Origin of the sequence: Pantoea sp. EEL5, from assembly GCF_049892805.1 — a bacterium.
Classification (GTDB): Bacteria; Pseudomonadota; Gammaproteobacteria; order Enterobacterales; family Enterobacteriaceae; genus Pantoea; species Pantoea ananatis.
On sequence record NZ_JBNDNJ010000003.1, the window covers coordinates 83,839 to 103,977 of the forward strand.

The following is a 20,139-nucleotide window of genomic DNA, read 5'->3' on the forward strand; positions in this document are numbered from 1 at the left end:
GGGTTTCCGGTGCACCCTGATGACAACGCATTCCATGAGTAGGGTAAGGTGCCCGGTTCCGCGTGGGGCAGCATAGCAGGATTTAACCGCCTTGTTAATCTGTTTACAAAAAAGCAACATTAGGGTTTTCTGTAGCAGAATGCGCTAACTAATCCGGTGTAAACGGAAAAAAAGCAGGGCGTAAAGCCCCGCCTGCTAACACAGTCATACCCGATTACGTTTAGCGGTCGATCATACCGTATTCTGCATTGGCGTAGCGCTCACCGCGAATGTTTTCCGGGGCAAACACAGTATCCAGCATGTCGATGTCGACCTTTTTCAGCGCAACTGACGCGGCGGCACAGTTTTCTTCCAGATGGTGGACTTTGCTTGCTCCCGGAATAGGCACGATATCCTCACCCTTCGCTAAAACCCACGCCAGTGCCAGTTGAGCCGCAGAAATACCATAACCCCGCGCCATCTCCATCAGTTGATCCACTAACTTTTGGTTATGTTGCTGTGACTGCTGCTGGAAACGCGGCAAGCCACGGCGGAAATCATGCGGATCAAGGTCGGTCACCGCTGCCAGCTTACCGGTCAGAAAACCGCGGCCCAGAGGGCTGTATGGCACGAAACCGACGTTAAGTTCGCGGCAGGTAGCAAGAATGCCCTGCTCGGGATCGCGAGTCCAAAGTGAGTACTCGCTTTGTAAGGCCGAAATCGGATGTACGGCACAGGCACGGCGCAGCGTGGCGGCAGACACTTCCGACAGGCCGAGGTAGCGCACTTTTCCCTCATTAATTAAATCTGCCATCGTGCCCACCACGTCTTCGATCGGCACCGCGGGATCGAAACGATGTTGATAAAGCAGGTCAATATGATCGGTGCCGAGACGCGTCAAAGATCCTTCTACTGCCTCGCGAATATGCTGTGGCTGACTGTTCACACCGGTCATGTTCTCCCAGCCCTGACCGGCACCGCTAATGCTAAAACCAAATTTCGTCGCAACGGTCACGCTATCACGGCGGCCTTTAAGGGCTTTTGCAATCAGCGCTTCGTTTGTGAAGGGCCCGTAGATCTCAGCGGTATCCAGAAAATTAATGCCCAGTTCAAATGCGCGGGAGAGCGTATTTAATGCCTGTGACTCATCCGTGTTGCCATAGGCGAAGGTCATGCCCATGCAGCCCAGCCCGAGTGCCGATACCTGTAAACCCTGATTACCTAATTGACGTTGTTGCATGACATCTTCCTCATTATTGCGATGTTATTGTTATAATCCTCATCAATCGCAACAACAATTGTGCTTAATTTTCTAATTCAGTGAGAAAAATTCATCAATGACGCTATCCCGGGCAACGCTTCAGGAACTGGAAATGTTTTGTGCGATTGCGCACCATCGTAGCTTTCGCAAAGCCGCGCAGGCGCGTAACGTCACGCCCTCGGCACTCAGCCATGCTATGCGCCATTTCGAGCAGCGGCTCGGCGTGAGGCTGCTTAACCGCACCACTCGCAACGTTTCCCTGACCGAAGCGGGCGCGCATTTTCTCCAGCGTATTCAACCCGCGCTGGTCGAACTCTCTCAGGCCGTGGATGAACTTAATGACTGGCGGGCGCGTCCACACGGCAAGCTGAAACTCAATATGCCGCGTTCTGCTGAAACACTGTTCTTTGAAAGCTTGATTCTGCCGTTTATCCAGCGCTATCCGGAAATCACGCTGGAAATTGACAGTAATGATGCGCTGGTCGATATTCTGGAAGCGGGTTTTGATGCAGGCATTCGCTATGGCGATGTGCTGGCACAGGATATGATTGCCCTGCCCTTTGGCCCGGCAATGCGCACTCTGGTTGTCGCAAGCCCGGCCTTAATCGAACGTCATGGCGCACCACAAACGCCGGATGAACTGCTTGCATTTCCCTGCATCGAACGCCGCTTCCCCAGTGGCCGACGCTATCGCTGGGAATTCTGGCACGCGGGGCAAAGGCAGGAGGTCGCGGTCAGTGGCCCGCTGGTGCTGGATAACAACGAGCGGATTTTGCAGGCCGCCCTTTCAGGGGCAGGGATCGCCTTCTTACAGGAAGCCGTGGTCAGCGCCCATCTGCAGCGCGGCGCACTCGTTGAACTGCTCAGTGGCTTTACCCAACATGCAGATGGCTTCTGGCTGTATTATCCTGGCAGGCGTTATGTCTCTGCGCCGTTGCGGCATTTTATTGACTGGCTACGCCTTAATAATAACGAAGCAGGCAATCATAAAAATTGAATAACAACGTGACCTCGCTTTAAAAATTAAAAAGGCGCCAAAAAATAAATATAAAACCTTTTGACCAGGACGCATTAACCTCTGACGATCTTATTAATGGTTCACTAAATAATCCAATAAAATATAAAGAGACACTGAAATATTACATGCGCAGACTGCGGTTGGGTACCTGAATCATTCTGCCTGACGTGAGAACCTGAGGTGGAAAGAGACAGGAACCGCTCACAATAATTTTAACGCGTGCGAGCGGGGGGAAACACTGATACCTCAACACTGCAAGCGCTAACCCCTCGCACGATAAAATCAAGAGAGGTGCCACCATCAAGTCGAAATAAGGCTCGCTTGTTTTCAGCGGGTCAATGCTCTTAGGATTACGTTTATCAAATTGACGTTCATTATGTGAACTTCGCCTCAGAATAATGAGTACTGAACTTTCATTTGTCTTGAATAACGAAACCAGACAGTAAAAAATGCGTTAATGGCGGGATTGACTACGCCATTTTTGCCCGTGTAAACGTGTTAGCGCAGGCACCCTTTCCTTTATTTCTTTCATTATCCGAATGAAACTAAGCCATAAAAAAACGGCCCCATAAGGGGCCGCTATTTCAGTTCTGAAACTTATTTCTTTTTCGCTTTCGCGTTAGGCAGATCGGTGATGCTGCCTTCAAAGATTTCAGCGGCCAGGCCTACTGACTCATGCAGGGTCGGGTGCGCATGGATGGTCAATGCGATGTCTTCTGCATCACAGCCCATTTCAATGGCCAGACCAATTTCGCCCAGCAGCTCACCGCCGTTAGTACCAACGATGGCGCCACCGATAACGCGATGGGTTTCTTTGTCGAAAATCAGTTTGGTGATACCGTCTGCGCAGTCAGAAGCAATAGCACGGCCGGATGCTGCCCACGGGAATGTGGCAGTTTCGTAGCTGATGCCTTTCTCTTTCGCTTCTTTCTCGGTCAGACCTACCCAGGCAACTTCTGGTTCAGTATAGGCAATGGACGGAATCACTTTCGGATCGAAGTAGTGCTTCAGACCTGAAATGACTTCTGCCGCAACGTGGCCTTCATGCACGCCTTTATGCGCCAGCATCGGCTGTCCGACGATATCGCCGATAGCGTAGATGTGCGGCACGTTGGTGCGCATTTGTTTGTCAACGCGGATAAAGCCACGGTCGTCAACCTCAACGCCGGCTTTATCTGCATCCATGCCCTTACCGTTTGGCACGCGACCAATTGCCACCAGAACCGCATCATAACGCTGGGCTTCGCCTGGCGCTTTTTTACCTTCCATTGAAACATAGATACCGTCGTCTTTTGCTTCAACGGCGGTCACCTTAGTTTCCAGCATCAGGTTGAATTTCTTGCTGATACGTTTGGTGAAGACTTTCACCACGTCTTTATCGGCAGCCGGGATAACCTGGTCGAACATTTCAACCACGTCGATCTCTGAACCCAGCGCATGGTAAACCGTCGCCATTTCCAGACCGATAATACCGCCGCCCATGACCAGCAGACGTTTAGGCACTTCTTTCAGTTCCAGCGCATCGGTTGAATCCCACACGCGAGGATCTTCATGAGGAATGAACGGCAGCTCGATTGGGCGTGAGCCCGCAGCGATAATGGCGTTGTCGAAGTTAATGGTGGTTGCACCACCTTCACCTTCAACCACCAGCGTATTCGCACCGGTAAATTTGCCCAGGCCGTTAACAACCTTGACTTTACGACCTTTTGCCATGCCTGACAGACCGCCAGTCAGCTGGTTAATCACCTTCTCTTTCCAGCTGCGGATTTTGTTGATATCCGTTTGCGGCTGACCAAACACAATGCCGTGTTCTTCCAGCGCTTTCGCTTCTTCAATCACTTTGGCAACGTGCAGTAGCGCTTTAGACGGGATACAGCCTACGTTAAGACAGACACCGCCGAGGGTGCTGTAGCGCTCAACCAGTACGGTTTCCAGACCTAAGTCAGCGCAACGAAAAGCTGCAGAGTAACCTGCAGGACCTGCCCCAAGTACCACGACCTGAGTTTTAATCTCTGTACTCATCATGACCTCTTATTGGATTTCCGGCGGGTCAGACGCTGAGCCTATCCCATTAGGCTAGTTAACTGGCCATATTGCGTATGTTGCTACCACCCTACCGTTGACGGGTTTGCGTGGCAGGTACGCAAGCTGACTGCGCCAATTATGCCTAATGGAATAGGCTCATGATGTCCTTATTCCACCGGGACATGTTCACCGCAAGAGTTTACAGAATTGTTAATAAACTGCCAACCGCGGTGCCCTGAATGTTACAAAAAGGCCGGCATTTGCCGGCCTTTTGCGCTTTTTACATAACCAGACGACGAATGTCTGACAGCATATTGCCAATAATGGTAATGAAACGTGCGCCATCTGCACCGTCGATAACGCGGTGATCGAAGGACAGAGAGATTGGCATCATCAGACGTGGTGCAAACTCTTTACCGTTCCACACTGGCTCCATCGCTGACTTTGACACACCAAGGATGGCCACTTCTGGCGCGTTAACAATCGGCGCAAAGTGGGTGGTGCCCAGGCCGCCAAGGCTGGAGATGGTGAAACAGCCGCCCTGCATGTCGCCTGCGGTTAGTTTGCCATCGCGCGCCTTTTTAGAGATCGCCATCAGTTCACGAGACAGTTCTGTAATGCCCTTCTTGTTCACGTCTTTAAAGACCGGAACCACCAGGCCATTTGGCGTATCCACCGCCACACCGATGTTGATGTACTTTTTCAACGTCAGCTTCTGCGCATCTTCAGACAGTGAGCTGTTAAAGCGTGGCATCTGCTCAAGCGCCGCCGCCACCGCTTTCATAATGAAGACTACTGGCGTGTATTTCACGTCCAGCTTACGCTTCTCCGCTTCGGCGTTCTGTTGCTTACGGAAAGCTTCAAGCTCGGTAATATCGGTTTTGTCGAAGTGCGTAACGTGTGGGATCATGACCCAGTTACGGCTCAGGTTCGCACCCGAGATTTTCTGGATACGGCCCAGCTCCACTTCTTCAACTTCACCAAACTTACTGAAGTCAACTTTTGGCCATGGCAGCATGCCCGGCAGGCCGCCACCGCTGGCGGCGGCTGGCGCGGCTTCTGCGCGTTTCACGGCATCTTTAACGTAAGCCTGAACGTCTTCTTTCAGAATACGGCCTTTACGACCTGTGCCTTTAACTTTGGCCAGGTTAACGCCAAATTCACGCGCCAGACGACGAATGACCGGGGTAGCGTGAACGTAAGCGTCGTTCTCTGCGAACTCACCTTTGCTCTCTGTTTTAGCGGCGGCAGGTGCTGCTGCGGCTTTCGCTTCAGATTTGGCAGCAGGCGCCGGTGCGGCTTCCTGTTTCGCAGCCGCAGGGGCAGCCGGAGCAGCACCTTCAACTTCGAAGACCATAATCAGTGAGCCGGTGCTGACTTTATCGCCCGTCGCGACTTTCAGCTCTTTGACGATACCCGCAAACGGTGCTGGCACTTCCATAGAGGCTTTGTCGCCTTCAACAACGATCAGTGACTGCTCGGCTTCCACCTTGTCGCCAACCTTAACGAGGATCTCGGTGACTTCAACTTCGTCTCCCCCGATATCCGGAACGTTAACGTCTTTTGCGCCCGCAGCCGCGGCAGGTGCCGATGCCGCTTCTTCTTTCACGTCTGGCTTCGCATCAGAGGCCGGTGCTGCACCTTCTGCTTCAAAGACCATGATGGCTGAACCGGTGCTGACTTTGTCGCCGGTCGCAATGGTGATCTCTTTGACCACACCCGCGAACGGAGCCGGAACTTCCATTGACGCTTTGTCACCTTCGACGACAATAAGTGACTGCTCGGCTTCGACTTTATCGCCAACCTTAACCAGAATCTCAGTGACTTCAACTTCGTCACCGCCGATATCCGGCACAGCAACTTCTTTGCTGGCAGTGGCCGCAGCAGCGGCTGGCGCAGGCGCCGCGTCCGCTTTCTTCTCTTCGGCGGCGGCAGGGGCTGCTTCCGCAGCGCCTTCAGCATCAAACATCATGATCAGCGAACCGGTTTCCACTTTGTCACCGGTTGCGATTTTGATCTCTTTCACCACGCCAGCCTGCGGCGAGGGAACTTCCATAGAGGCTTTATCGCCTTCCACGGTGATCAGCGACTGCTCGGCTTCCACCTTGTCGCCAACCTTGACCAGAATTTCGGTGACTTCAACTTCGTCTGACCCGATATCTGGTACCTTGATTTCAATAGCCATTACTCTGTTACCTCTTAAGCCAGACGCGGGTTAACTTTATCGGCATCGATCTTGAACTTCACGATCGCATCCGCCACGACTTTCTTATCGATTTCGCCACGTTTAGCCAGTTCACCCAGCGCGGCAACCACAACGTAAGATGCATCCACTTCAAAGTGGTGACGCAGATTTTCACGACTGTCAGAGCGGCCAAAGCCATCCGTACCCAGCACGCGGTAATCGCTTGAAGGCACATAGCTGCGAACCTGCTCAGCGAACAGCTTCATGTAGTCGGTGGAGGCCACGGCTGGCGCTTCGTTCATCACCTGAGCGATGTAAGGCACGCGTGGGGCTTCCGTTGGATGCAGCATGTTCCAGCGCTCACAGTCCTGACCATCGCGGGCCAGCTCGGTGAACGAGGTGACGCTGTAAACGTCTGAACCAATGCCGTAATCGGTCGCCAGAATCTGGGCAGCTTCACGCACGTGACGCAGGATAGAGCCTGAACCCAAGAGCTGAACTTTACCTTTGCTACCCTCAACGGTTTCCAGCTTGTAGATACCTTTACGGATACCTTCCTCGGCACCTTTCGGCATCGCTGGCATGTGGTAGTTTTCGTTCAGCGTGGTGATGTAGTAATAAATATTTTCCTGCGCTTCGCCGTACATGCGAACCAGACCGTCATGCATGATGACTGCCACTTCGTAGGCATACGACGGATCGTAGGAGATACAGTTAGGGATCGTCAGTGACTGAATATGGCTGTGGCCATCTTCATGTTGCAAACCTTCGCCGTTCAGGGTGGTACGGCCTGATGTACCGCCGACCAGGAAGCCACGCGCCTGTTGGTCGCCCGCCAGCCACATCAGATCGCCAATACGCTGGAATCCGAACATCGAATAATAGATGTAGAACGGAATCATCGGCAGGTTGTTGGTGCTGTAAGAGGTTGCCGCCGCCAGCCAGGATGATCCTGCGCCCAGCTCGTTAATCCCTTCCTGCAGAATCTGACCTTTCTCGTCTTCTTTATAGTAAGCCACCTGCTCACGGTCCTGCGGTGTGTACTGCTGACCGTTCGGGCTGTAGATACCAATCTGACGGAACAGGCCTTCCATACCGAAAGTACGGGCTTCATCCGCAAGGATAGGCACCAGGCGATCTTTGATCGATTTGTTCTTCAGCATCACATTCAGTGCACGCACGAACGCGATGGTGGTCGAGATTTCTTTGTTCTGCTCTTCCAGCAGCGCACTGAACTCTTCCAGCGCTGGCATTTCCAGCTTTTCAGTGAACTTCGGCTGACGTGATGGCAGGTAACCGCCTAACTTCTCACGCTGGCCGTGCAGGTAGTTGTACTCTTCAGAGCCTTTATCGAAGGTGATGTAAGGCAGAGATTCGATCTTGTCGTCTTCGACCGGCACGTTGAAGCGATCGCGGATGTAGCGAACGCCATCCATGTTCATCTTCTTCACCTGGTGCGCGATGTTCTTACCTTCGGCGGTGTCGCCCATACCATAACCTTTAATGGTATGCGCCAGGATCAGAACAGGCTTGCCTTTGGTGTCCTGCGCTTTTTTCAGTGCCGCATAGATCTTCTTCGGATCGTGACCACCACGGTTCAGTGCCCAGATTTCATCATCTGACCAGTCTTTCACCAGGGCAGCGGTTTCCGGATATTTGCCGAAGAAGTGCTCACGCACATAGGCACCATCACGTGACTTAAACGTCTGGTAGTCGCCGTCAACGGTTTCGTTCATCAGTTGGATCAGTTTACCGCTGGTGTCATTACGCAGCAGTTCATCCCAACGACCGCCCCAGATAACCTTGATCACTTCCCAGCCAGCACCGGCAAAAATGCCTTCCAGCTCGTTGATGATCTTACCGTTACCGGTGACCGGTCCATCCAGACGCTGCAGGTTACAGTTGATGATGAAAACCAGGTTATCCAGTTTTTCACGGGTGGCGATGGTGATCGCACCTTTGGATTCTGGCTCATCCATCTCGCCGTCGCCCAGGAAAGCGTAAACGGTCTGACCGGAGGTATCTTTCAGACCACGGTGTTCCAGATATTTCAGGAATTTAGCCTGGTAGATGGCATTGAGTGGGCCCAGACCCATGGAGACGGTCGGGAACTGCCAGAATTCCGGCATCAGTTTTGGATGCGGATAAGAGGACAGGCCTTTGCCATCCACTTCCTGACGGAAGTTATTCATCTGCTCTTCAGTCAGACGACCTTCCAGGAAAGCACGGGCATAGATACCCGGAGAAATGTGGCCCTGGAAGTACACCAGATCGCCGCCGTCTTTTTCACTGCGCGCGCGGAAGAAGTGGTTAAAACACACTTCATAGATGGTGGCAGAAGACTGGAAGGAGGACATGTGGCCGCCAAGTTCCAGATCTTTCTTCGATGCGCGCAGCACCGACATGATGGCGTTCCAGCGAATGGCGGAACGGATACGACGTTCAAGTGAGGTGTTGCCCGGATAATCCGGTTCATCTTCAACGGCAATAGAGTTGATGTAGTTACTGATTGCGGCAGCACCGCCAGCAACTTTCACACCGCCTTTGCGGGCTGCACTCAGCACCTGATCAATCAGATACTGTGCACGTTCAACACCTTCTTCACGGATGACCGATTCGATCGCCTGTAGCCAGTCACGAGTTTCAATCGGATCCACGTCATTGTGTAAACGTTCTGACATGGGGGTATTCCTTATCTGTGTCTAATACGTTGAAAAATCGGGAGCCTGTTAACGTCAGGGAGACAGGCTCGTCGCACATGTTCGCACGATCTTTGCCGCACGTTATTCCTTACGTTGCTGTAAACGACGCAGGGAGCGTTCTCGACGGCTCTGCTCCCGACTTCTGTCCAGCAAGATTTCCTCAATGAACGCCAGGTGACGGTGTGAAGCCTCGCGTGCTTGTTCCGGCTCACGAGCCACAATCGCCTCGAAAATTCTGGCGCGGTGACCGCTCACTTTCGCCAGCATTTCCCGGCGCGAGTAGAGCAATTCAAAATTCTGTCGAACGTTCTGTTCCAGCATAGGTCCCATTGATCGTAGCAAATGCAAAAGCACGACATTATGGGCTGCTTCTGTGACAGCGATCTGATACTTCATTACTGCGTCTGCTTCAGCGTCGAGATCGCCGCTGTCCTGCGCCTGCTGAATATGAAGATGGCAGTCGCGAATCCGCTGTAAATCCTCTTCTGTACCGCGCAGCGCGGCATAGTAAGCGGCGATGCCTTCTAACGCGTGGCGCGTTTCCAACAGGTCAAACTGCGATTCCGGATGCTCGGCAAGAAGCCCAACGAGAGGATCGCTCACGCTCTGCCAGAGATGTTTCTGTACAAATGTTCCGCCGCCCTGACGGCGTAGTAACAATCCTTTCGCTTCTAAACGCTGGATTGCCTCACGGAGAGACGGACGTGAAACATCGAATTGTTTGGCGAGTTCGCGCTCGGGGAGCAACTTCTCTCCCGGCTGCAGCGTCCCTTCCATAATCAGGGATTCAAGTTGCTGCTCAATGGCATCGGAGAGTTTGGGTTGACGAATCTTAATGTAAGCCATCTTCCCTTCTTAGTGTGCCTGTCTGATAAAGTAAATTGGTAATACCAATTCAAAAAAGGAGCCCGTAAAGTAACAAAGTATTCACCTTGTGTCTATACGGCATCGGTGACATTAAGGTGACGTAAGGCTGTGCTTTTGCATTAACTGTTGAGTTGAAAAGTGGAAAACAGGGTGTTAACTCAATGTTAAATTTTTTCGGGTTTACCTAAAATTACACAAAGCTCCCAGTTAAACCGATTTAGCTCGCTGCGCTTTCCTTTCGCTGCGTTTAGGTTCGTTTTTTACCCACCTCGTCAACATCCCCCTTTTTCCGCTGCTTCTTTTTCAGCCAACTCGTAACAGGTAAAGCGAAAGCAGGTGCAAAGCCCTGCGCTTATCACTATTCTGGTCGGCAGGTTACAGCTGGCGGCATTACGCAAGTCAGATTCCCTAAAAATATCAGTCTTACGTGTATTTAATTCTTTACAGTCAGAGCATCCTGCGGCGAAGAATAACAACATCATGAGGTGTGTATGGAACAACAGCACGGCGAATCGCTGAAGCGCGGTTTAAAAAACCGCCATATTCAGTTGATTGCCCTGGGTGGTGCAGTGGGAACCGGCCTGTTTCTGGGCAGTGCGTCGGTTATCAAATCCGCTGGCCCGGCCGTTATTTTAGGCTATGCCATTGCCGGATTTATCGCTTTTCTCATCATGCGCCAACTCGGCGAAATGGTCGTCGAGGAGCCGGTCGCCGGCAGCTTCAGCCATTTCGCTTACAAATACTGGGGCAACTTCGCCGGTTTTGCCTCCGGCTGGAACTACTGGGTCCTGTATGTGCTGGTGGCGATGGCCGAGCTGAGCGCGGTGGGCAAGTATATCCAGTTCTGGTGGCCTGATTTTCCTACCTGGGCCTCAGCCGCCATCTTCTTTGTGCTGATCAACGCCGTTAACCTGACCAATGTAAAAGTGTTTGGTGAGATGGAGTTCTGGTTCGCCATTATTAAGGTGATTGCGGTTATTGCCATGATCCTGTTCGGCGGCTGGCTGCTGTTTAGCGGTACCGGCGGTCCACAGGCCACCGTGCGCAACCTGTGGGAGCAAGGCGGCTTTATGCCCAACGGCCTGGGCGGACTGGTGATGGTCATGGCCATTATTATGTTTTCGTTCGGCGGACTGGAGCTGGTAGGGATTACGGCTGCCGAAGCGGACAATCCTGAAACCACGATTCCTAAAGCCACTAATCAGGTGCTGTGGCGTATTCTGATCTTTTATATCGGTTCGCTGGCGGTACTGCTTTCTTTAATGCCGTGGACGCGCGTAACCGCAGAAACCAGCCCGTTTGTGTTTATTTTCCACGAGCTGGGCGATGCGATGGTGGCTAACGCGCTGAACGTCGTCATTCTGACTGCGGCGCTGTCGGTCTATAACAGCTGCGTTTACTGTAACAGCCGTATGCTGTTTGGTCTGGCGCAGCAGGGCAATGCACCTAAAGCGCTGCTGAACGTGGACCGTCGCGGTGTGCCCGTGATGAGTATTCTGGTGTCGGCCGTTGCCACGGCATTGTGTGTACTGCTCAACTTTCTTATGCCGGCTGAAGCGTTTGGCCTGTTGATGTCGCTGGTCGTTTCTGCCCTGGTCATCAACTGGGCGATGATTAGCCTGGCGCACCTGAAATTCCGTAAAAAGAAAAATCAGCAAGGCGTAACCACCCGATTCAAGGCCGTTCTCTACCCGCTGGGTAACTGGATTTGCCTGGTGTTCCTGGCCGGCATTCTGGTTCTGATGGCCATGACGCCGGGGATGGCCATCTCCGTCTGGTTGATTCCTGTCTGGCTGATCGTTCTTGCTATTGGCTATTTCGTCAAAAATAAGACGCAAAAAGCCTGATCCCCCTGCCCACCCGCCGCCATTTTTCAGCGGGTGGGCCGTCACCAGACCCGACGCGGTTCACACTTCTTCTCGCATGGCTGTTTTGTCCATCATCGCAACGATTTATTGCCGCTCATCCTGCTGATTAAACATTAATACTTCTTTTCTGTTTAATTGTTCTGCAGGAAACATTAATGACAGGTAAAACCCTCTCGTTCAGAGAAAAGCTGGGTTACGGCATGGGTGATGCCGGCTGCAACATGATTGGCGGTGCCGTCATGTTATTTCTCAGCTATTTCTATACCGACGTATTTGGCTTAGCCCCGGCGCTGGTCGGTGTGCTGTTACTCTCCGTCCGGATTCTGGATGCCATTACCGATCCGATAATGGGCGCGATTGCCGACAGAACCCAAAGCCGCTGGGGGCGCTTTCGCCCCTGGCTGCTGTGGGTATCGGTGCCCTACGTTATATTCAGTGTGCTGATGTTTACCACGCCTGACTGGAGCTATCACAGCAAAGTTATCTGGGCGTTTGTGACCTATTTTTTCATGTCCCTGACCTACACCGCGATCAATATCCCCTACTGCTCGCTGGGTGGCGTGATCACTAACGATCCTGGCGAGCGTGTATCCTGTCAGTCGTACCGTTTTGTGATGGTGGGGATTGCCACGCTGATTCTCTCGCTGTCTTTACTGCCCATGGCAGAGTGGTTTGGCGGCGACAATAAAGCGCGCGGCTACCAAATGGCGATGGGCGTACTGGCCCTGGTCGGCCTGGCGATGTTCCTGTTCTGTTTCGCAAACGTCCGTGAACGTATTCATCCTGCCGTGCCGACAAATGATGACCTGAAACACGATTTGCGCGATGTCTGGAAGAATGACCAATGGGTGCGCATTCTGCTGCTCACGCTCTGCAACGTGTGTCCGGGGTTTATTCGTATGGCGGCGACCATGTATTACGTGACCTGGGTAATGGGCCAAACGCCGCACTTTGCGACGCTGTTTATCAGCCTTGGCGTGGTGGGCATGATGCTGGGCAGTACGCTGGCCAAAGTGCTGACCGATCGCTGGTGCAAGCTGAAAGTCTTTTTCTGGACCAATATTGTCCTGGCCCTGTTCTCCTGCGGCTTCTACGGGCTTGATCCTCATGCCACCGTAGCAATCGTTATCGCTTACTTCCTGCTGAATATCCTGCATCAAATTCCTTCCCCCCTGCACTGGTCCCTGATGGCAGACGTGGATGACTACGGTGAATGGAAAACTGGCAAGCGCATCACGGGTATCAGCTTTTCAGGCAACCTGTTCTTTCTCAAGGTCGGGTTAGCGGTAGCAGGGGCGATGGTGGGGTTCCTGCTCTCCGCTTACGGTTACGATGCGGGAGCTAAGCAGCAATCCGCCCAGGCGATTAACGGCATCGTGCTGCTGTTTACCGTTATTCCTGGCATCGGCTATTTGATCACCGCGGGCGTAGTACGACTGATGAAAGTGGATCGTACCTTAATGCAAACCATCCAACGCGATCTTGCCCTGCGTCGCATCGCGGCACAGTCGGGCAGCAACCAGCCGCTGAGCGAGATCCAGACAGGAGCACTGAAATGAGTGAACACTGGCCGAACCCCTTTATCGAACGGCGTGCCGATCCTTTTATCCTGCGCCACAGAGAGCACTACTACTTTATTGCCTCTGTGCCGGAATACGATCGTCTGGAAATCCGACGCGCCAGTACGCTAATGGACTTACGCCACGCGGAGCCGGTGGTGATCTGGCACAAGCCCGATATCGGTCCCTTCAGCGAGCTGATTTGGGCGCCGGAGCTGCATCACATTGACAGTCAATGGGTCATCTATTTTGCCGCAGCGCCCTCGCGTGACATCAAAGACGGGTTGTTTCAGCACCGCATGTATGCGCTGGTTTGCGAGGGTGAGGATCCGCTCAGCGGCCGCTGGCAGCCTGTACGCCAGGTTTTGAGCCATATCGACAGCTTCTCGCTGGACGCCACTCACTTCGTTCATCAGGGTAAAAACTGGTATTTATGGGCGCAGAAAGATCCCGGCATTCCGGGCAATTCCAACCTCTATCTTGCGGAGCTGCGCAACCCATGGACGCTTAAAGGTAAACCGGTCATGCTGAGCCGTCCGGAATATGAATGGGAGTGCGCAGGCTTTAGTGTTAATGAAGGGGCGGCGGCGATAGTGCATGGCGACCGGCTTTTTATTACCTATTCCGCCAGCGCAACGGATGAGAATTATTGTATGGGCCTGCTGTCGATTCCGCGTGATGCCGATCCGCTTAATGCACTGGCCTGGCAGAAGTCAGCGCGGCCGGTATTCTCAACCAGTTGGGAGAACCGCCAGTACGGCCCTGGGCACAGCTGTTTTACCCAGGATGAAGCGGGGCGGGATCTGCTGGTCTACCATGCGCGCAACTATACGGAAATTGAAGGGGATCCACTGTGGGATGGCAACCGCCACACGCGCCTGAAATATTTTTACTGGCGTGAAGATGGCACACCGGATTTTGGCGTGCCACCTGCGGATTACACCAGCGTCCCGTAAATGGTCAAGAGCGCCACGACCACCACTAATACCAGTGAAATGCGTTTTGCCAGCGCCACCGCAACACGTGGCGTAGCAACCTTATCGGTATGAGGATCGCGGGCCAGCGAAAACTGTGCCAGCGTCGTCAGCACATGGTATTGAGAGCGATGCCTGTCGGTTAATGATGCAAACCAGGCAGGCAACGCTTTTTCACCATGCCCCAGCAGCGCATAGGCAACGCCCGCCAGGCGGACCGGGATCCAGTCAACCAGATGCAAAAGCGTGTCCACGCCTGATTGCGCGCGCGCCATTGGCGTACCGTGTTTTGCCAACCAGCTTTGCCAGGCCCGTAAAAAGGCGTAGCCGACCAGTAAAACTGGCCCCCATGCGCCGCCCACCACAAACCAGAACATTGGCGCCAGATAGAAACGAAAGTTAATCCAGATAAGGGCGTTTTGTAACTCGCGTAAAAATTCGCGTTCGCTGCATTCAACCGGCACGCCGTGGATCAAGGTCAGTTCTGCCGCCATCGCCTGATGCGCGGCCGCCTCATCCCGACTCGCCGCCTGCAGATAGGCATGATAATGCTGACGCACCACACCGGCACCGATGCACAGTAATCCCACCACAATCCAGAACACAAGCTGCGGGATCCCAAACAGAATCCCTTTCAGGCTCCACACCACCAGCGCGGTCAATGCCATCACGACCAACAACATCAACAGAGTACGCATGAGGGAAACCTGCCGACGGCGACGAAAAACAGGTTCAAGCCGATGATCCAGTTGCCAGTGCTCTCCCAGCTTAAACAGCCGCTCCCAACCTAAAACCAGTAACAAGGTAAATAACGTCATAGTTACTCCAGATGAATCACGATTTTTGTTGCGGTAACCGCTGCAGATAATATTGCCAGTTAAACGCCGGTCCGGGATCGGTTTTACGTCCCGGTGCAATGTCGCTGTGTCCGGTAATGCGAGCAGGCGTTATCGGATAGTGCTGTAACAAAATTTGCGTGACCTGATGCAGCGCGTGGTATTGCGCTTCGGTATAGGGCTCAACGTCCGTTCCTTCCAGCTCGATACCGATGGAAAAGTCGTTGCAGTTTTCCCGCCCTTCAAACTGCGATATGCCTGCATGCCAGGCGCGTTGATCAAAAGGAACATATTGCACAATCTCGCCATCACGACGAATTAAGCAGTGGGCTGCAACGCGCAAATGCGCGATATCAGCAAAGTAGGGATGCGCGTCTGAGGGCAGTGTGCCCGTGAACAGTTTATCGATCCACGGCCCGCCATATACGCCAGGCGGCAGGCTGATATTATGAATGACCAGAAGAGAGGGCGCCTCGTTGTGCGGCCGTTCATTACAGTGGGGTGACGGTACCTGGCGCACACCGGTCAGCCATCCATGTTCTAATTTCATACTGATTTCTCATCGCGAAGTCGAATTGAGAATAGCATGAATTCTAAGGCATTATTGCGCCAAAATGCGCCGCGCCCTCCTCACTCTCGCCCGTTTGTTAAGTATACTAAACAAAAATCCCCTCGGGGCTGGCACCGCTTTGTTATCCAGGATATGGTAATCCCACTGTTATCTGTCTTTTGCTGGAGCTGAACGCTATGTCTGTGCGTCGCTATGATCCTGACAGTCGCCGGAGTGCGCTGCTTGAACGTATTGAAAATGATATTCCTGAAACGGTCGCACGCGCATTACAGGAAGATCTTGGCGGTGAGGTAGACAGCGAACGGGATATTACCGCCCAACTGTTGCCCGCCGAAAGTCGCGCCCACGCCCGGGTGATTACCCGCGAAGCCGGTGTTTTTTGTGGTAAACGCTGGGTAGAGGAAGTCTTCAACCAGTTGGGTGCCTATACCGCGCTGACATGGCACGTGGAAGATGGCCAAACGCTTACGCCGGATCAACTGCTGTTTGAAATCGAGGGCCCTGCCCGCCTGTTGCTCACCGCCGAACGCACCGCCCTGAACTTTGTGCAAACGCTGTCTGGCGTTGCCACCGAAGTCAGTCGCTATGTTGCGCTGCTGGAAGGCACACAGACTCAGCTTCTGGATACACGCAAAACCCTACCAGGGCTGCGCACAGCTTTGAAATATGCGGTGCTGTGCGGTGGCGGCAGCAATCACCGTCTGGGTCTGTCAGATGCCTTTTTGATTAAAGAAAATCATATCATTGCCAGTGGTTCGATTCGCCAGGCCGTGGAAAAAGCCTCCTGGCTCTATCCGGATGTACCGGTCGAAGTCGAAGTTGAGTCGTTAAAGGAGCTACAGGACGCGCTTGCGGCGTCGGCCGACATCGTCATGCTGGACAACTTCACGCTGGATGAGATGCGCGAGGCGGTGAAGATAACCGAGGGCCGTGCGCTGCTGGAAGTCTCAGGCAACGTGACCGAAACGACCATCCGGGAGATTGCTCAGACCGGTGTGGACTATGTTTCCGTCGGCGCACTGACTAAACATGTCCATGCCCTGGATCTTTCTATGCGCTTTGACGCTAAATAACAGCTTGTGCCGTGCCGCTTGGCACGGCCTGTTTTGTGCTATTTCTTCCAGCGTAACCGCTGTATTGCTGTAACCCGCTGTATTTACTGCCTGCCCTTTTCCACTCTTTCCTTTTGCTGCTGTTAACGCCATCACAGGCTTTTTAAACTGCGACCTTCTTATTCAGGAGGTAATGCAATGATCTCTCAACGTGGATTCACGCTGGTCGAGTTAATGATTGTGGTCGGCATCGTGGCAATACTCAGCGCTATTGGGTTGCCCGCCTACCAAAATTATCTGCAGCGCGCCGCGCTGACCGACATGCTGCAAACGATGGTGCCGTTTAAAACGGCGGTTGAGCTTTGCGCCATTGAACGCGGCGGCCCGGACGCCTGCCAGGCCGGGCTGCGAGGGATTCCGCAAGGCACAACATCACGGTATGTTTCAGCGGTCACCGTCGTGAACGGCACGATCACCCTGACCGGACAGGAAAGCCTTAACGGGCTAAGCGTTGAAATGCTGCCCGTGTGGGACAGCAATGAAGGCAGCATTCAGTGGCAGCGCACCTGTACCAGCGCTAATACCACGCTACGTGATAATTGTCAGGAGCAGTTCCGCTTTGCCGATCGGGGAGGTGCCTATGCCCACGTCTGATGATGCGATTGCGCTCATCTGCCAGCGCTTTCGGGCGATTGTCCTTGAGCACAGTGCGACACACTTGCGCCTTGCCGTTCCTGAAAGCGTCCCGGCGGGCCTGATGGAGGCATTACAGTTTGCCAGCCAGTGTCAGGCAGAGGTGGAGTGCTGGCCTCGTGCCCGGATAGAACAGTTTGAATCGATGCGTAAACCTTTGGTGGCCAATGAAAAAGCTCCCGGCGAATCGACCATTGATACGGCCAGTCAGCTTTTGCGCCAGGCAACTCTGCGTCGTGCATCGGATATTCATATCGAACCTTATCAGAGCACCCTGCGTATTCGCCTGCGGATTGACGGGGTCCTGCATCCTCTCCCCCTGCAGTTTGATACACAACCGGCTGCGCTGCTGGCACGACTGAAAATTCTGGCCGGTCTGGATATTGCCGAACGGCGCCTGCCTCAGGACGGACAGTTTAGTTGTGACATTGACGGAAAATCGGCCTCTTTTCGGCTCTCTACCCTGCCCGTTCAGGGCGGCGAAAAAGCCGTCGTTCGCCTGCTTCAGAGTGAGGGCGCGGCCTTGTCGCTGGACAAGCTGGGATTACCCACCGCGCAGTTACGCCTTCTGACCGCCGCGCTCAGGCAGCCACAAGGGCTGATTTTGGTAACGGGCCCTACCGGGAGTGGCAAAACCTTCACGCTTTACAGTGGCCTGAGCGCGATCAACCAGCCTGATAAGAATGTCTGCAGCGTGGAAGATCCTGTTGAAATCCCTCTCCCCGGTATCAACCAGACCCAGATTAATCCAAAGTATGGCCTTGATTTTAATCGCGTGTTACGCGCCCTGTTACGTCAGGATCCGGACGTGATGATGGTCGGTGAAATACGTGACGGCGAGACGGCGGAGATTGCCGTTAAGGCAGCTCAGACCGGTCATCTGGTTCTCTCTACCCTGCACACCAACTCGACAGCGGAAACGCTGACGCGCTTGCGTCAAATGGGCATTCCCGGTTATCTGCTGGGTTCCGCACTTCGTCTGATCGTTGCCCAGCGGCTGGTCAGGCGTTTGTGCCCTCACTGCCGTAAGCCAGCACAGGCGGTTGCCCACTTTCCCGCCTCACTTTGGCCCGGAACGTTACAAACCTGGCGGGCGCCGGGCTGCGATCACTGCTTCTCCGGTTATTTTGGTCGGCTGGCCTTGTTTGAATTACTGCCCATAACGGCTAAGTTACAAAACGCCATTGCCGCCGAAATGCCACTTGAGGGCTTGCTGAGTCTGGCAAAACAGCAGGGCATGCGCACCCTGCTGGCATCAGGTCTTGAAGCCGTCAGCCGTGGGGATACCTCCCTGGAAGAAATGCAGCGCGTTGTCGGACTGGATAATGACTAGCCTTTATGTGTATCGCTGGCATGCGGTAGACGGCAGCGGAAGGTTGCAAACGGGCCACCATCTTGCGCCTGACGGCGAGACGTTGTTTTCTGACCTGGCACAGCGTCATTTACTGCCCGTCAGCTGGACGCGGGGAAAGGTGATGCGGCGAAGAGACTGGAAGTGGCAGCACAAAATTGACTTGATTCGCCAGCTCGCCACGCTGCTTAAGGCAGGCCTTCCTCTTTCACAAAGCCTGAGCCTGCTTGCCGAAGGACATTCGCAGACGCCCTGGCGAGCCTTGATGCTGGCTCTACAACATCAGATATTAGCGGGCGAACCTTTTTCCAGCGCCTTACGACAGTGGCCGCAAATATTTCCCCCGCTTTACCCGGCGCTCATGGAGGTGGGTGAGCTGACGGGCCAGCTGGATGTCTGCTGCGAGCAGCTGGCACAGCAGCAAACGCGCCAGCAACATTTGCGGAGCAAGGTGATCAAGGCGCTGCGCTATCCGCTGTTTATTCTGGCCGTCGCACTGACCGTTACCTGCGGCATGCTGCTGTTCGTCTTGCCGGAGTTTGTTTCCGTGTATGCTTCCTTCAATGCTCCCTTGCCTGCGTTCACTGCGGCCGTGATCGGGCTCTCTGAGCGATTACAGGCATGGGGATTCCCGCTAAGTGGATTGATTATTCTGCTGGTCGCAGGGTGGCAACAGTGGCGGCGGCGTTCTGAAAACTGGCAGCGGCGCGAACAGCGCGTTTTGATGCACATTCCGATCGTTGGCGGGCTATGGCAGGGCAATCAGCTGACACAAATCTACAGCGTTCTCCAGTTGACGCAGCAGGCTGGACTCACGCTGCTACAGGGACTTGAGGCAGCGAAAGTCACCCTGTCCTCGCGACTGTGGCAGGACGCCATCAGGCTGCTACAGAACCACATTGCGCAGGGTAATCCCCTGTATCTGGCGCTGAGCAATCATCCCTTATTTAGTCCGCTCTGCAGCCAGTTGATTCAAGTGGGGGAAGAGGCTGGCGCACTGGATGTGATGCTGGCGCGCCTGGCTGAATGGCATGAAGGGCAAACGCTGATGCGGGCTGATAACCTTGCCGCCTCGTTGGAGCCTGTCATGATGGTGGTGATTGGCGGCATCGTTGGCACGCTGGTGATTGCCATGTATTTGCCGGTGTTTGGGCTGGGAGAAGCGATGCAGTAAAGGCGCAGTATAGCCCTTACTGCA

The 20,139-nt window shown here is 53.8% G+C and carries 15 protein-coding genes; 8 read left to right on the top strand and 7 right to left on the bottom strand.

The window, feature by feature from the left end:
- Window positions 1-220: 220 nt before the first annotated feature.
- Complete coding sequence (locus ACPXSQ_RS14700) at window positions 221-1,219, bottom strand: aldo/keto reductase (RefSeq protein WP_013024641.1); 999 nt, start codon at window positions 1,217-1,219, stop codon at window positions 221-223.
- A gap of 97 nt (window positions 1,220-1,316) precedes the next feature.
- On the opposite strand from ACPXSQ_RS14700, the gene ACPXSQ_RS14705 reads away from it, so the two are divergent.
- Complete coding sequence (locus ACPXSQ_RS14705; RefSeq protein ID WP_013024640.1) at window positions 1,317-2,237, top strand: LysR family transcriptional regulator; 921 nt, start codon at window positions 1,317-1,319, stop codon at window positions 2,235-2,237.
- A gap of 618 nt (window positions 2,238-2,855) precedes the next feature.
- On the opposite strand, the gene lpdA is transcribed toward ACPXSQ_RS14705, so the two are convergent.
- The 4 genes from lpdA to pdhR all read right to left on the bottom strand — a co-directional run bounded on the left by lpdA (window position 2,856) and on the right by pdhR (window position 10,016).
- Complete coding sequence (gene lpdA / locus ACPXSQ_RS14710; RefSeq protein ID WP_014606575.1) at window positions 2,856-4,280, bottom strand: dihydrolipoyl dehydrogenase; 1,425 nt, start codon at window positions 4,278-4,280, stop codon at window positions 2,856-2,858.
- A 283-nt stretch (window positions 4,281-4,563) separates the two neighbouring features.
- Window positions 4,564-6,468, bottom strand: coding sequence for a pyruvate dehydrogenase complex dihydrolipoyllysine-residue acetyltransferase (aceF, locus tag ACPXSQ_RS14715; protein ID WP_042677426.1), 1,905 nt, complete (start codon window positions 6,466-6,468; stop codon window positions 4,564-4,566).
- 14 nt (window positions 6,469-6,482) lie between these two features.
- Window positions 6,483-9,149, bottom strand: coding sequence for a pyruvate dehydrogenase (acetyl-transferring), homodimeric type (aceE, locus tag ACPXSQ_RS14720; RefSeq protein WP_014592928.1), 2,667 nt, complete (start codon window positions 9,147-9,149; stop codon window positions 6,483-6,485).
- A gap of 102 nt (window positions 9,150-9,251) precedes the next feature.
- Window positions 9,252-10,016 (bottom strand): pyruvate dehydrogenase complex transcriptional repressor PdhR, encoded by a 765-nt coding sequence (gene pdhR / locus ACPXSQ_RS14725; RefSeq protein WP_013024636.1) that lies wholly within the window; start codon window positions 10,014-10,016, stop codon window positions 9,252-9,254.
- A 512-nt stretch (window positions 10,017-10,528) separates the two neighbouring features.
- Here pdhR and aroP point away from each other — a divergent pair.
- The 3 genes from aroP to ACPXSQ_RS14740 all read left to right on the top strand — a co-directional run bounded on the left by aroP (window position 10,529) and on the right by ACPXSQ_RS14740 (window position 14,420).
- Window positions 10,529-11,884 carry an aromatic amino acid transporter AroP gene (gene aroP, locus ACPXSQ_RS14730; protein WP_014592927.1) on the top strand — a complete coding sequence of 452 codons (1,356 nt, stop codon included), beginning with the start codon at window positions 10,529-10,531 and terminating at the stop codon, window positions 11,882-11,884.
- A 176-nt stretch (window positions 11,885-12,060) separates the two neighbouring features.
- Window positions 12,061-13,464 carry a glycoside-pentoside-hexuronide (GPH):cation symporter gene (locus ACPXSQ_RS14735; RefSeq protein WP_014606577.1) on the top strand — a complete coding sequence of 468 codons (1,404 nt, stop codon included), beginning with the start codon at window positions 12,061-12,063 and terminating at the stop codon, window positions 13,462-13,464.
- Window positions 13,461-14,420: a glycoside hydrolase family 43 protein gene (locus ACPXSQ_RS14740; protein ID WP_013024633.1), complete on the top strand. Its 960-nt coding sequence runs from the start codon at window positions 13,461-13,463 to the stop codon at window positions 14,418-14,420. The genes ACPXSQ_RS14735 and ACPXSQ_RS14740 overlap by 4 nt, the downstream gene beginning before the upstream one ends.
- Here ACPXSQ_RS14740 and ampE read toward each other — a convergent pair.
- Together ampE and ampD are read right to left on the bottom strand one after the other, a co-directional pair.
- Window positions 14,402-15,256: a beta-lactamase regulator AmpE gene (ampE, locus tag ACPXSQ_RS14745; protein ID WP_013024632.1), complete on the bottom strand. Its 855-nt coding sequence runs from the start codon at window positions 15,254-15,256 to the stop codon at window positions 14,402-14,404. The genes ACPXSQ_RS14740 and ampE overlap by 19 nt on opposite strands.
- A gap of 16 nt (window positions 15,257-15,272) precedes the next feature.
- Entirely contained in the window at window positions 15,273-15,824 is a 552-nt protein-coding gene (gene ampD, locus ACPXSQ_RS14750) for a 1,6-anhydro-N-acetylmuramyl-L-alanine amidase AmpD (RefSeq protein WP_013024631.1), read from the bottom strand.
- 197 nt (window positions 15,825-16,021) lie between these two features.
- On the opposite strand from ampD, the gene nadC reads away from it, so the two are divergent.
- From nadC to hofC, 4 genes are all read left to right on the top strand, one after another.
- Window positions 16,022-16,918 (top strand): carboxylating nicotinate-nucleotide diphosphorylase, encoded by an 897-nt coding sequence (gene nadC / locus ACPXSQ_RS14755; RefSeq protein ID WP_041457474.1) that lies wholly within the window; start codon window positions 16,022-16,024, stop codon window positions 16,916-16,918.
- 177 nt (window positions 16,919-17,095) lie between these two features.
- Entirely contained in the window at window positions 17,096-17,551 is a 456-nt protein-coding gene (gene ppdD / locus ACPXSQ_RS14760) for a prepilin peptidase-dependent pilin (protein ID WP_013024629.1), read from the top strand.
- Window positions 17,538-18,923, top strand: coding sequence for a type II secretion system protein GspE (gene gspE / locus ACPXSQ_RS14765; RefSeq protein ID WP_026021064.1), 1,386 nt, complete (start codon window positions 17,538-17,540; stop codon window positions 18,921-18,923). Before ppdD ends, gspE begins: the two co-directional genes overlap by 14 nt.
- On the top strand, window positions 18,916-20,115 hold the full coding sequence (gene hofC, locus ACPXSQ_RS14770; RefSeq protein WP_041457473.1) for a protein transport protein HofC: 1,200 nt from the start codon (window positions 18,916-18,918) through the stop codon (window positions 20,113-20,115). The genes gspE and hofC overlap by 8 nt, the downstream gene beginning before the upstream one ends.
- Window positions 20,116-20,139: the final 24 nt, after the last annotated feature.